Origin of the sequence: Aromatoleum sp. (genome assembly GCF_036675785.1) — a bacterium.
Taxonomy (GTDB): Bacteria; Pseudomonadota; Gammaproteobacteria; order Burkholderiales; family Rhodocyclaceae; genus Aromatoleum.
This window is the reverse complement of the sequence record NZ_JAKFEF010000013.1, coordinates 37,638-50,535: the sequence shown is the minus strand read 5'-3', so window position 1 is coordinate 50,535 and position 12,898 is coordinate 37,638. Positions and strand designations below refer to the sequence as shown.

Genomic DNA, 12,898 nt, shown 5'->3' with positions numbered 1-12,898 from the left:
CGGCGTGTCAAGCAATCGAGAGGCCGCCGGCCGCGACGGCGACGCGGGTTCGCGCCGTGCGACGGTCAGAGCGCTTTTCACCGCGCGCCCCTTTCCGCTGCCGCTCCGCATCGCCGTTCAGGCCGAAACCGTCCTCCCGGTATATTGCCGCAGCAGCCCGAGCAGTTCCGTTTCCTCGTACGGTTTGCCGAGATAATGGCTCGCGCCGATCTTCTCCGCGTACTGCCGGTGCTTGTCCGCGAGTCGCGACGTGATCATCACGACCGGGATTCCGTTCAGCCGCTCGTCCGCGCGGATGTTGCGCAACAGGTCGAAGCCGTCCATGCGCGGCATCTCGATGTCCGACAGGATCACGTCGGGGACGGTCTCGATGAGCCGTTCCAGTGCGTCCACGCCATCTTTGGCGGTGACGACGCGGTAGCCTTCGCGTTCGAGCAATCGGCCGGTGATCTTCCGCACCGTCAGCGAATCGTCGACGACCATCACGGTCGGCGCGCGGTCGATGGGCGCTTCGAACGGCTCGAGCGGTTCGAGCGCCTCGGCCGGCACGGCGCGCAATTCGACGGCTTCCCCCGACGTCGACAGGCCGCGGCTCGCGAGCGCGACCGGGTTCAGGATCAGCACGATCTCGCCGTCGCCGAGCACCGTCGCGCCGGAGATGCCGACGATGCGCGCGAGTTGCGGGCCGGCGTTCTTGACGACGATTTCCTGGTTGCCGCGCAGCGCGTCGACGTGCAGCGCGAGCGTCTGCGCGCCGGCGCGCAGCAGCAGCACCCAGTTGAAGCGCTGCGGTTCCGGCTGCGCGCGGCGGTCGCCGAGGAGGCGCGGCAGGTAGCGATAGGCGAAGCGCTGGCCCTGCCAATCGGTGCCGCCGTCGCGCTGCAGCGCCGCGAGCGCGTCGGCCTTCAGTTCGAGCACCTGCGCGACGACGCTCGACGGCACCGCGTACGTGCGCCCAATGGCGCGGATCAGCAGCGCCTGCGTGACCGCGAGCGTCAGCGGCAGGTAGATGCGGAACTCGGTGCCGCGGCCGGGGGCCGAGTGGATGTCGATGCGTCCGCCGACTGCGGCGGTCTCGGACTTCACGACGTCCATGCCGACGCCGCGCCCCGAGACCGTCGAGAGGTTGCCCGCCGTCGAGAAGCCGGGGATGAAGATCAGGTTCGTGAGGCGCCGTTCGTCCGCAAGCGCGTCCGCCGCGAGCAGGCCGCTCGCCTGCGCGCGCTCGGCGATTCTCGCGAAATCGAGCCCGCCGCCGTCGTCGGCGAGCATGATCGCGACTTCGTTGCCTTCCTGCGCGACCGTCAGCGTGATCTGGCCGATCTCGTCCTTGCCCGCGTCGCGGCGCATGTCGGGCGTCTCGATGCCGTGCGCGATCGCGTTACGCAGCAGGTGTTCGAGCGGCGCGGTCATGTGCTCGAGCACGCTGCGGTCGACCTCGATGCGCCCGCCGCGCAGGTCGAGGTTCGCGCGCTTGCCGAGTTCCTTCGCGGTCTGCCGGACGACGCGGTGCAGCCGGTCGGCGAGGCTGTCGAACGGCACCATGCGCACCTGCATCAGCGACTGCTGCAGGTCGCGCGACAGGCGCGCCTGGTTGTTCAGCGCGAGTTCGGTCGCGTCGAGGTTGCGCAGCAGGTTCTGCTGCACGGTCGTCACGTCGCCGACGCTCTCGGCCATCATCCGCGTGAGTTCCTGCAGGCGTGTGTAACGGTCCATCTCGAGCGGGTCGAATTCGCCGTCGTGCGCGCCGCTTTGCGTGATCCGCGACTGCATCTGCACGTCGGCCTGGATTTCGACGTCGCGCAACTGGTTGCGCAGCCGGATCACGTTTTCGGTGAGATCGAGCAGCGCGCGCCGCATCGTGCGCAGTTCACCGGCGATGCGCGTGCGCGCGATGCCGATCTCGCCGGCCGCATTGACGAAGCCGTCGACCGCCTCGGCGCGGACTCGCAGCGTCGTCGCGGCGGCCATCGTCTCGGATTCGGTGTGCGCCACGGCGCCTGCGGCTGCTGCGGCGCTTTCGATCGGCGACGGCTCCGGTGCGGCAGGCTCTCCGGCCGCGATGCGGTCGAACATCTGCTCGGCGAGGTCGAGGCCCGCGACGAGTTCGTCGATCAAAGTGTTCGCGTCAGCCCCCGCTTCCTGGCCGGCCTGGAGACGTGATTCGAGCTTGTGCATATGCTCGCCGAGCGTCATTGCGCCCGCCATCCGCGCGCTGCCCTTCAGCGTGTGCAGCAGCCGCGCGACCGCTTTCGCGGCGGCGTCCGCGTCGTCGCCGCTGCGCCACGCGCGCAGCGCGGCGTGCAGCTCGCCGACGAGCTCGGCGCCTTCTTCGAGGAAGAGCGGCAGCAACTGCGCGTCGAGGTCGTCATGGACGACCGGCGCCGGCGCACCCGGCTCCTGCGTTTCGCCCGTCGTGCCGGCGAGCGCGGCCGGGGCGCGGGGGGACGACAGTGTCTCGTCCGCTTCGCCGAGCGTCTCGAGCGACACTTCGCGGCCGACGCCGTCGAGCTGCTCGGCGAGTTCCGGGACGTCGAGGGGCATCTTGCAGGCGCTCACTTCCGCGAGCATCGCTTCGAGCGTGTCGTTCGTCGTGTTCAGCAGCGCCGCCTGTTCGGGCGTCGGCGCGAGGCCGTGGTCGTGCAGGCGTTCGATCGCGTGTTCGAGCGCGCGCGCGAGACCATGCACGGCGATCACGCGCGTCGTCCCGGAGATGCCGGTGAGCGTATGCGCCGCGCGCAGCGCCTGCTCCGCGGGCACGAGGGTCGGGTTCGCCTCGAGGCGCGCGAGCTCGGCGTGCAGGACGGTGAGATGGTGGCGCGCTTCGGCGAGATAGAGGTCGTACAGCGGGCGGCTGAGCGCTGTGTCGCCGATGCGCACGAGATCCGGCGCGACCGGTTCCGCCACGGCCGGGGCGGGGAGGGCGGCGACGTCGACGACCGCGTCGGCGGGTTCGGACGGGATGGACTCCGGAAGCACGTCTTCGGCGACTTCGGCGGGAAGCGCGTCGGGCGCCGCATTGCCTTCGCTCTCCGGGAGATCGCCGAAATCGAAGATCGATGATTCGATCTCGGCGCCGAATAGCGCTCCCGCGTCGAGATCCGCCACGTCGCGCGCACCCGGCTCGACCGCGTCGGCCTCGGCCGGCGCAGCTTCGGCTTCCGGCAGCGAGTCGTCGTCGAGCGCAATCTCCTCGGCCGGCAGGTCGGCTTCGTCGCCGGGCGCGGGCAGCCCGACGCCGGCGGCTTCCGGCAGAGCGAAGTCGTCGAAGTCGAGCGAGACGAGGTCGGGCTCCGCGGCTTCCTCCGCGATGTCTGCGGGCATATCCGCTGCGGACGGAAGTTCGAGATCGAAGTCGAACATCATGTCCGCATCGAAGCCGCCAGTCGCGAACGCGTCGTCGCGCGCCTCGGCGGGAACTGCGAGGTCGTCGGGCGTTTGCGCTGCGGTCTCGGCGGCGGGCGCTGTCGAAGTTTCGTCCGCGGCTGTTTCGAAAGCGGTGATTTGCGGTGGCTCCGTGACGTCGGCCTCCTGCTCGTCGACGATCGGCGCGTCGCTGCTGCGCAGGCGCTCGGCGTGGGCAAGCAGGAGGGCGACGTCGCGCGCCTGGCTTCCGCCGGTTTCGAGCGCCCGGACCCATGCGGAAAACTCGCCGTGCGCGCGTTCGATCAGTCGATGCAGCGCCGGGGTCGGCGTCCAGTCGAGCTGCAGCCAGCGGTTCAGCGTCTGTTCGAGGCCCCACGCGGCATCGCCGAGGTCGCGCAGTCCGACCATCCGGCCGCTGCCTTTCAACGTGTGAAAGCCGCGGCGGATGCCGGTCAGCTGGCTCAGGTCGGCGGGGTCGCGGCGCGAGACTTCGACGAGACGGGCGATCGTCGCGAGGACGTCGTGCGCCTCTTCGAGGAAGATCTCGAGGAGTTCGGCATCGATGTCGCTCGCGCTCGCCGCCGGGGTGGCCGGTCCACCCGCCGTGACCGGCGCGCGGTCGGCGTCCGCCGCGGGCTGCGGGGCTGCTTCGGGCGCGGTTGCGGATGCGGTGTCGGCGAGCTCGGTCGGTGCGACGGACGGCAGTTCGAGGTCGATGTCGTCGAGCAGCGCGAGGGTTTTTTCGAGAACGTCGTCCGCCCCAGGGTGTGCTGACGCTCCGGAGTCTTCGCGGGTTTCCTCGGCAGCGTCCGCTCCGCTCGCTGGTGGGGAGCGCAGCGCGGGGGCGAGCGTGAAATCGTCGGGGAAGCCGGGTTCGGGTACGACGTCCGGCGCGGCGCCGGCGACCGGCGCGGCAAGTTCGGGCTGTTCGAGGTCAGCCACGGAGGGCTCTGCCGTTGCCGGTTGCGCTGCGAAAGCGAAGTCGCCGGAGTCGCCGGAGTCGCCCGAGAGGTCGACGACGGCTTCGTCGACGGCTTCGGCCGGCGCGCGATGGGGCAGCGGGGCGGGCGCGGCTTCGTGGGCCCAGATCTTCTCGCGCGCCGTACCGGGCGAGGTTTCATCGGCGCCGGGCCGCGCTGCCGCGGTCGCGGGCGCGAGGAAGCGGTCGAGGTTCGCCGGGCCGTGCTGCAGCGCCTCGACGTAGAAGCCAAGTGCGGAAAGCTGGCGCGCGAGGGCTTCGAAAGCGGCAAGGGGCGGCGGCGTTTCGGCTTCGGCGAACGCGGCGATCGTCTCCGCGGCCGAATGCACGAGCGCGATCGCGGCGCCGTCGCCGACGAGCGTCAGCGCGCCTTCGACCTGCTTCAACGGCGCCGCGAGCGTCGCGAGCGGCGCGCGCTTTTGCTGGTTGCGGAAGTAGTCGTCGAGGATCTGCTCGACCTGCGCGAGGCTGGAGAGGATTTCGCGCGACAGCTGCCGCAGCGCTTCGCGTTCCTGCGTGCGCCGCGCGGTCTCGACGGTGCACGAGCTCTCGGCCGGCGCAATCGCCTCGCCGCGCATCACCGCGCGCAGCCGGGCGTCGGTGTCGGCGACCTGCGCCGAAAAACCGGCGTCCGGGGCGCCGCGTTCGAGCGCGGTCTCGCCGAGCAGCAGCGCGGTCGCGACTTCGAGCGCGATCACCTCGCTGCAGCGCAGCGGGTCCTTGCGCAGCCATCGCACGAAGTCGACGAGTGCGCGCAGCAGCCGGTCGAGTGCCGGACGCCCGAGTTGCGGCGCGTAGCCGATCAGCTCCGACAGCAGCGATTCGAACCGTGGCAGGTCGGCGGCATGGCCGGTCGAGAAGCCGTCCCAGGCGAGCTTGGCCGAGCTCATCGTCGCTTGCAGCGACTTCAGCAGCGGCCCGAGGGGCGTGGCGCTGACCGCCGCACCCGTCTCCGGGATCAGCGTGTCGAGGCGCCACGCGGCGCGCACCGACCGTTGCCGCTCGGTACGTGCCGGCGCCTGGCTCGTCCAGTACAGCAGTTCGCGCAGCAGCCGGTCGGGGATCGCGGCGACGCCTTCGGCCAGGCGCTTCAACTGCGCATCGAGCTGCGAGCACAGCCGCTTGATCTCAGCATTCGGCGGCAGGTCGCCGTGGAGAATCGCCTCGAGGACGGCTTGTACGACGTACCACAGGGTCGCGGCGGACGTGCCTGCGTGGAGCGCCGCGACACCGGCGACCGCGTCGAGCATCGCTTGCGGTCCCGCCGGGTCCGCGCCGTTGCGCAGCCATTGCAGCAGGCCGCGTTGGAACGTCGCGCGCAGGGCGCGCTGCTGCTGCTGCCGCGCGTCGTCGTCGAGCCCTTCGACCGCCACGGCGGTGTGCGGCGCACGCACTGACCGGTCGGGAAAGAACAGCTCGGCCGGCGACACCGCGTCGGGACTCCGGACCGCGGCGATTTCGCGGTACAGCGACAGCAGGCGCAGCGGTTGGTCGGGAGTGCCGTGGACGAGCTCTTCGAGATAGTTGCCGATCGTCGCGAGCGACCGGCGGGCGAGTGCGAGCGTCGCCGGGTCGACGGGATGTTCGCCGCGTGCCAGCAGGCCGAGCGTCTGATCCAGCGACAAGGCGAACTGGGTGAGCCCGTCGAGGCCGACGATCGACAGCGCGCCGCCGACCTGGTGCAGGTGGGTCTGGGCGAACTGCACGTGCGTCGGCGCGTCGGGCGCGCGCTCGGCGCGGTCCAGGGATTCGTCGGCGCGCGCAAGCGCGGCGTCGATTTCGGTCTTGACCCAGGCGAGCGGGCCGAGGTCGAGTTCGGTCGGATGCGTCATCGTGTTCCTTGCCGCGGCAAGTCCGCGCTAGACCTTGAAGCCCGAAACCGAACCCTTGAGTTCGACCGCGAGGTCCGCGAGCTGGCCGACCGACCCCGCGGTCTGCTGCGTGCCGCGCGCGGTCTGCTCGGTGATCGCGAGAATGTCCTGCATCGTCCCGGCCACGCGACTCGCGGTGGCGGCCTGGTGCTGCGTGTCGCTCGAAATCTGTTCGATCAGGCGGGCGGCTTCGAGCGAGACGTCGCCGATCTCCGCGAGCGCCTGACCTGCGGCGTCGGAAAGCTGCGCCCCCTCGACGACGTCGCGCGTCGCGTTTTCCATCGAGCCCACGGCGTCCTTCGTGTCGGTCTGGATCGTCTTGACGATCGCCGCGATCTGCTTCGTCGCTTCGCCCGAGCGCTCGGCGAGCCGCTGCACTTCCTCGGCGACGACGGTGAAGCCGCGCCCGGCCTCTCCCGCCGAGGCGGCCTGGATCGCGGCGTTCAATGCGAGCACGTTGGTCTGCTCGGTGATGTCGGAAATGAGTTCGACGATCTCGCCGATCTCCTGCGAGGACTCGCCTAGCCGCTTGATCCGCTTCGACGTCTCCTGGATCTGCTCGCGGATGCCGTTCATGCCCTTGATCGTGTTCTCGACGGCGCCCGCGCCCTTGCGCGCGGAGTCGAGCGAGCGCCGCGCGACCTGCGCCGAACGCAGCGCGAGGCCCGATGACTCCGTCATCGACTGCGCCATCTGCTGCACCGTCGCGCCGGCTTCCTTGATCTCCGTCGACTGGCGCTCGGTCGCGCCGAGGAGTTCGGTCGAGGTGCGCTGCGCGGATTCGGTCGCGGCCGTCAGGCGCGAGGCGGCGTCGTTGATGCGGCGCACGAGCACCGAGAGCTCCTCGATCGTGTAATTGACTGAATCCGCGATCGCGCCGGTGATGTCTTCCGACACCGTCGTGCGCACCGTCAGGTCGCCGTCGGCGAGGTCGCCCATCTCGTTCATCAGCCGCAGGATCGCCTGTTGCGCCTGGTTGCGTTCTTCTTCGGCGCTCTTCTGGTGCGCCTCGGCCTCGGCGCGGCGCGCCGCGATCTCGGCATTGTTGATTCGCGCCATCAGGCTCAGGATGCCGAGCCCGACGAGCGCGACGACGGCGATCCCGATCGTCGCCGGCGTCAGTCCTCGGTAGGCGTTGTTGAGCGTCTCGGACAGCGCGCCGGCCCGCGCGGTGAGCGGTTCGGCGGCCTCCAGGATCCGGCTGCCGGCATGCTTCGCCTGCACCAGCGCCTGGATGTTTTCCATGATCGCGGTCACCGCGCCGATCGTGTTGCCGGCGCTCTCGTCGAGCCCCTGCAGCCGGCGGCGCGACTCGGGATCGACGCTCGTCTGCTTCAGCTCGGCGACGAGGTCGGCGAAGCCCTTCGTGTCCTTCCCGAGCGCGAACGCCGTCTGCGGATCGATCGTGTTCGCGACGAGCAGCGCGTTCGCGTTCTTCGCGATGCGCTGCGTGAGGGCGACGCCGCTGGCCAGGCCGGCGACTTCGCGCGGGCCGGCGCCGGCCTGCAGCCGGTATTGCGCGAGTTGCTCGGCCTGTTCGAGGAGCGCGGCATCCTGCGCGTTGATCGATGCGACCGAGCGGTTCAACTCGAGCAGGTTCTTCTCCTGCGCGATCAGCTGCCCGGCGTCCTCGGAAACCGGGGCCCACGTGGCGGCCAGCGCGTCGATCTGCTCGCGCGCCGACGACGGGGCGGCGGGAATCCGGTCGCCGTCGATCGTCCCGCCCTGGTCGAGCGCGCCGAGGAGTTCGCCGAACCGCCGCGTGCTGTCGCGCAGCTCCGCGAAAGCTTCCGGCTTGCCTTGCAGCGACAGCTGCGCGGCCTTTGCGATGCGCTGCGACAGCGTTTCCATTTCGCCGGCCGCGTAAGTGTAGGTCGTCGCATTCGCCGACTCGCGGAACTGGTAGAAGATCAGGCCGAGGCCGACGATCGAGACCAGCGCGAACGCGATGCCGAGCAGGCCGATCCTGTCGGACGCGGTCCGCGCTTTGTCGTTCGGGCGCTTCTTCGCAGCCCGGGCAGGCGCGCGCCGCGGGGATTCCATGATCGTCGTCGCGACGGCGGCGTCCTCCGGGAACGACTTCTTCGACGTGCTGAGGCTCAGCTTCGGCGGCTTGAGGGCCATGGGTGGTGTGCTCCGGGGAAATCCGATTGCTGGTTCGGGTCGTGTTCGCGGCGAGCGGCGCGGTCTCGGCTCAGTCGAGACCGGCCTGGAGGAAGCGCCGGTCCGCGAGCAGGCGCGGGACGTCGAGCTTGAGCCACAGGTGATCGCGGGCGTCGCGCAAGCGCGCCTGAACCCACGGGCGTTCGTCGGCGGATTCGTCGTCGGGCTGGAATTCGTCGGCGCTGCGCAGGCCGGCCGCGCGCGAGACGAGGATCGCGCAATTGACGCCGTGGCGCAGGCCGACGAGCAGCAGCCGCGCCGGCCCGGCGGGCGCGACCGGACTGCCCTGGTGGAACGCGGAGAGATCGACGACGCTGAACAGCGTGCCGCGCACGTTCGCGAGGCCGCGGAACCAGTCGCAGGTCAGCGGCACCGGCGCGAGCGGCGGCACCGGCAGGATCTCGCCGCTGTCGGTGAGGTCGATCAGCCAGTTTTCGCGGCCGGCGCGCACGCCGAGCAGCGCCCGACGGTCGCCGCTGCGCGCTTCGGCGAAGCGACGTACGAGGTCTTCCTGGAATTCGCGCAGGCTCAGTCGTTTCGCCATCGGCCTCAGCCCAGCGCCTGGATGCGCGCGAGCAATTCGGCCGGGTCGACCGGCTTGACGAGATAGTCGAACGCGCCCTGGCGCATGCCCCAGATGCGATCGGTTTCCTGGCCCTTGCTCGTGCACATGATGATCGGGATCCGGCGGGTGTCCTCGGCGCGCGAGATCGTCCGCGTCGCCTGGTAGCCGTTCATCCCCGGCATGACGACGTCCATCAAGATGAGGTCGGGCGTCTCGCTCTTGCTGCGCGCGATCGCGTCCTCGCCGTTCTCGGCCGTGACGACCTGATAGCCGCGCGCGGTGAGCAGTTCGGTCAGCGCGAGCCGTTCGGTCGGCGAGTCGTCGACCACCAGGATCTTCTTGATCGTCATTGCGTTCGTGCTCCCGTCGCCGCCGTCACGGCGCCCCGCGCGCGGTGTGGGCGGCGACCGCCTTGAGCAGACTGTCCTTCGTGAAGGGTTTGGTCAGGTATTCGTCCGAGCCGACCATGCGGCCGCGCGCACGGTCGAACAGGCCGTCCTTCGACGACAGCATGATCACCGGCGTCGCCGACAGCTGCGGGTTCTTCTTGATCAGCGCGCACGTCTGGTAGCCGTCGAGGCGCGGCATCATGATGTCGACGAAGATGACGTCGGGGTGATGGTCGGCGATCTTCGCGAGCGCGTCGAAGCCGTCCTCGGCGAGCAGCACCTGGCATCCCGACTGGCCGAGGAAGATCTCGGCGCTGCGCCGGATGGTGTTGCTGTCGTCGATCACCATTACCTTGAGTCCGGTCAGGTCCATGGCGTCAATCCTCGGCGGTGGGGGCCGGGCCGTTCCCGCCGGCGCGCGACCGGGCAGGGCGTGCGGCGGCGAGTGGAGCGACGCGCCGCGACCGGACGGTTGGCCGGATGGTCATATTTCGACCAGCTCGAAGTCTTCCTTGCGGGCTTCGCACTCGGGGCAGATCCAGTTCGGCGGAATGTCTTCCCAGCGGGTGCCGGGGGGGATGCCCTCGGCCGGTATTCCGGCGGCTTCGTCGTAGATGAAGCCGCAGATCAGGCACATGTACGTCTTGTATTGCGGTTCGGCCATCTGGCGGCGTGCTCTGGGCGAATTGGCTGTAAAATCCGGCGCATCTTACCGCATTTTTCCTGCCGTGCCAGATCACCGGCGTCGCCCTTCCGGCAGACCTCCATCATGTCCCTCGCTTCCCCCGACGTTCCTCCCTCGGTCCTTTGTTTCGCCAGCGGCGACGCCACGGGCGGCGGCGGTCTTCAATCGGATGTCCTGACGCTCGCGAGCATGGGGTGCCATCCGCTGACGGTCGTCGCGGCAGTCGCGGTGCGCGACACGCGCGGCGTCGACGAACTCCTCGCGCTCGATGCCGATGCGGTCGCGGCGCAGGCGCGCGCGGTGCTCGAGGACATCCCGGTGCGCGCGTTCAAGCTCGGCATGGTCGGCAGCGTCGAGAACGTCGCGGCGATCGCCGAGATCCTCTCCGACTACGCGGACCTGCCCCTGGTGCTCGAACCCGCGCTGTCCTACATGGACGGCGACGAGGCGGTCGCGGAGGAAGTGCTCGCGGCGCTCGCCGAGCTGATCGTGCCGCAGACCACCGTGCTGGTCGCAAGCCGGCACGAGGCCACGCGTCTCGCAGCGGCGAGCCTCGAGACGGACGACGACGAGGACCTCTCGCTCGACGACGCGGTCGCGCACCTGCTCGAACTCGGCGCCGGCTACGTGCTGCTGACCGGGGCCGGCGAACCCGGCGCGCAGGTCGTCAATATCCTGATGAGCGCCGAAGGCGTCGTGCGCACCGATGCGTGGCAACGGCTGCCCGGGCGCTATCTCGGCGCCGGTGCGACGCTCGCCGCGGCGCTCGTCGCGGCGCTTGCGCGCGGCATGGAAGTGCCCGAGGCGGTGCGCGAGGCGCAGGAATTCACGTGGCAGGCGTTGTCCGGCGCGTACCAGCCCGGCATGGGCTTCGCGTTGCCGGACCGGTTTTTCTGGGCGCGGCCGGAGGAGGCGTCCGATGCGTGAGCGGCGCCTGCGCGGCCTGTACCTCGTGACGCCGGACACCGCGGACACCGCGAGCCTGCTCGTCGGCGTCGAAGCCGCGCTCGCCGGCCGGCCGGCGCTGCTGCAGTACCGCAGCAAGCAGCCCGACGCGCTGCTGCGGCGGGAGCAGGCGGGCGAGATCCGAACGCTGTGCCGGCGGGCCGGTGTGCCGTTCATCGTCAACGACAGCCTCGAACTCGCGCTCGCGGTCGACGCCGACGGCGTCCATCTCGGCCTCGAGGACGGCGACCTCGCGGGCGCGCGCCGGGCGCTCGGCGCTCGCGGGATCCTCGGTGTCACCTGCTACGACGAATGGCCGCGCGCGCAAGCCGCGGTCGCCGCCGGCGCCGACTATGTCGCGTTCGGCGCGGTGTTCGCGTCGGCGACGAAGCCGGCCGCGGTGCACGCGCCGCTCGACCTCTTCACCCGCGGCCGGCGCGAGCTCGGCGTCGCGCTGACCGCGATCGGCGGCATCACGCTCGACAATGCCGCGGACGTGGTCGCGGCCGGCGCCGACCTGCTCGCGGTGATCTCGGACGTCTTCGACGCGCCCGAGCCGGCCGCGCGTGCGGCGGGCTACGCTGCGCTCTTCGACGCGTCGGCCTGATTTTTCTCCTCCATTTCCTACCGGATCGCCATCGACATGACCAGCAGAAACGAAGCCCTTTTCCAGCGCGCCCAGAACACCATCCCGGGCGGCGTCAATTCGCCCGTCCGCGCGTTCCGCTCGGTCGGCGGCACTCCGCGCTTCATCGCGCGGGCGGAAGGCGCGCGCGTCTGGGACGCCGACGGCAAGGACTACATCGACTACGTCGGCTCGTGGGGGCCCGCGATCGCGGGCCACGCGCATCCGGCGATCGTCGAGGCGGTGCGCGAGGCGGCGCTCGCCGGCCTGTCGTTCGGCGCGCCGTCGGAAGCCGAAGTCGAGATCGCCGAACTGATCTGCGACCTGCTGCCGTCGGTCGAGATGGTGCGGCTGGTCAGCTCCGGCACCGAGGCGACGATGAGCGCGATCCGGCTCGCGCGCGGCTTCACCGGGCGCGACGCGATCGTCAAGTTCGAAGGCTGCTACCACGGCCACGCCGACAGCCTGCTCGTGAAGGCCGGCTCCGGCCTGTTGACGTTCGGTAACCCGTCGTCGGGCGGCGTGCCGGCGGATTTCGCGAAGCACACGATCGTGCTCGACTACAACGACCTGCAGCAGGTCGAGGACGTGTTCCGCGCGCGCGGCAACGAGATCGCCGCGGTGATCGTCGAGGCGGTCGCGGGCAACATGAACCTCGTGAAGCCGGTGCCGGGCTTCCTCGAAGGGCTGCGGCGCCTGTGCACGGAATACGGCGTCGTGCTGATCTTCGACGAAGTGATGACGGGGTTTCGCGTCGGGCCGCAGGGGGTGCAGGGGCTCGCCGGCATCACGCCGGACCTGACGACGCTCGGCAAGGTGATCGGCGGGGGCATGCCGGTCGGCGCGTTCGGCGGGCGGCGCGACATCATGCAGCAGATCGCGCCGCTCGGCCCGGTGTACCAGGCCGGCACGCTGTCGGGCAGCCCGGTCGCGGTCGCTGCCGGGCTCGCCTCGCTGAAGCTGCTGCGCGAACCGGGCTTCTACGAGAACCTCGCCGCGCGCGCGACGCAGCTCGTCGACGGGCTGTCGGCGGCGGCACGCGACGCGGGCGTGACATTCAGCGCCGATTCGGTCGGCGGGATGTTCGGCGTCTATTTCAGCGCGCAGCCGCCGCAGTCGTTCGCCGACGTCATGGCGTCGGACCGCGACGCGTTCAACCGCTTCTTCCACGCGATGCTCGACGCCGGCCACTACTTCGCGCCGTCGGCGTTCGAGGCCGGCTTCGTTTCCGCCGCGCACACCGAGGCCGACATCGCCGCGACGGTCACCGCCGCACGCGACGTGTTCGCGCGCGGGTAAGGTCCGGGCGG

Annotated in this window: 9 protein-coding genes; 3 read left to right on the top strand and 6 right to left on the bottom strand. The window is 70.6% G+C overall.

Features of this window, described 5'->3' with window-relative positions:
* Positions 1-117: 117 nt before the first annotated feature.
* The 6 genes from V6M37_RS03185 to V6M37_RS03160 all read right to left on the bottom strand — a co-directional run bounded on the left by V6M37_RS03185 (position 118) and on the right by V6M37_RS03160 (position 9,970).
* On the bottom strand, positions 118-6,177 hold the full coding sequence (locus V6M37_RS03185; RefSeq protein ID WP_332670997.1) for a hybrid sensor histidine kinase/response regulator: 6,060 nt from the start codon (positions 6,175-6,177) through the stop codon (positions 118-120).
* Between the two features lie 27 nt (positions 6,178-6,204).
* Entirely contained in the window at positions 6,205-8,340 is a 2,136-nt protein-coding gene (locus tag V6M37_RS03180; RefSeq protein WP_332670995.1) for a methyl-accepting chemotaxis protein, read from the bottom strand.
* A 70-nt stretch (positions 8,341-8,410) separates the two neighbouring features.
* Positions 8,411-8,923 (bottom strand): chemotaxis protein CheW, encoded by a 513-nt coding sequence (locus V6M37_RS03175; RefSeq protein ID WP_332670994.1) that lies wholly within the window; start codon positions 8,921-8,923, stop codon positions 8,411-8,413.
* A 5-nt stretch (positions 8,924-8,928) separates the two neighbouring features.
* Entirely contained in the window at positions 8,929-9,294 is a 366-nt protein-coding gene (locus V6M37_RS03170) for a response regulator transcription factor (RefSeq protein WP_332670993.1), read from the bottom strand.
* A gap of 25 nt (positions 9,295-9,319) precedes the next feature.
* Positions 9,320-9,706, bottom strand: coding sequence for a response regulator (locus V6M37_RS03165; protein WP_332670991.1), 387 nt, complete (start codon positions 9,704-9,706; stop codon positions 9,320-9,322).
* Positions 9,707-9,817: 111 nt separating this feature from the next.
* On the bottom strand, positions 9,818-9,970 hold the full coding sequence (locus V6M37_RS03160; RefSeq protein WP_442880985.1) for a rubredoxin: 153 nt from the start codon (positions 9,968-9,970) through the stop codon (positions 9,818-9,820).
* 132 nt (positions 9,971-10,102) lie between these two features.
* Here V6M37_RS03160 and thiD point away from each other — a divergent pair, with 132 nt between their 5' ends.
* From thiD to hemL, 3 genes are read left to right on the top strand one after another with little or no spacing between them, the layout of a single operon-like run.
* The gene (gene thiD, locus V6M37_RS03155) at positions 10,103-10,945 is read left to right on the top strand and encodes a bifunctional hydroxymethylpyrimidine kinase/phosphomethylpyrimidine kinase (protein WP_332670988.1); all 843 of its coding nucleotides are present in this window, start codon (positions 10,103-10,105) and stop codon (positions 10,943-10,945) included.
* Entirely contained in the window at positions 10,938-11,570 is a 633-nt protein-coding gene (gene thiE / locus V6M37_RS03150) for a thiamine phosphate synthase (protein ID WP_332670986.1), read from the top strand. Before thiD ends, thiE begins: the two co-directional genes overlap by 8 nt.
* A gap of 36 nt (positions 11,571-11,606) precedes the next feature.
* Complete coding sequence (gene hemL, locus V6M37_RS03145) at positions 11,607-12,887, top strand: glutamate-1-semialdehyde 2,1-aminomutase (RefSeq protein WP_332670984.1); 1,281 nt, start codon at positions 11,607-11,609, stop codon at positions 12,885-12,887.
* The last annotated feature ends 11 nt before the right edge of the window (positions 12,888-12,898 follow it).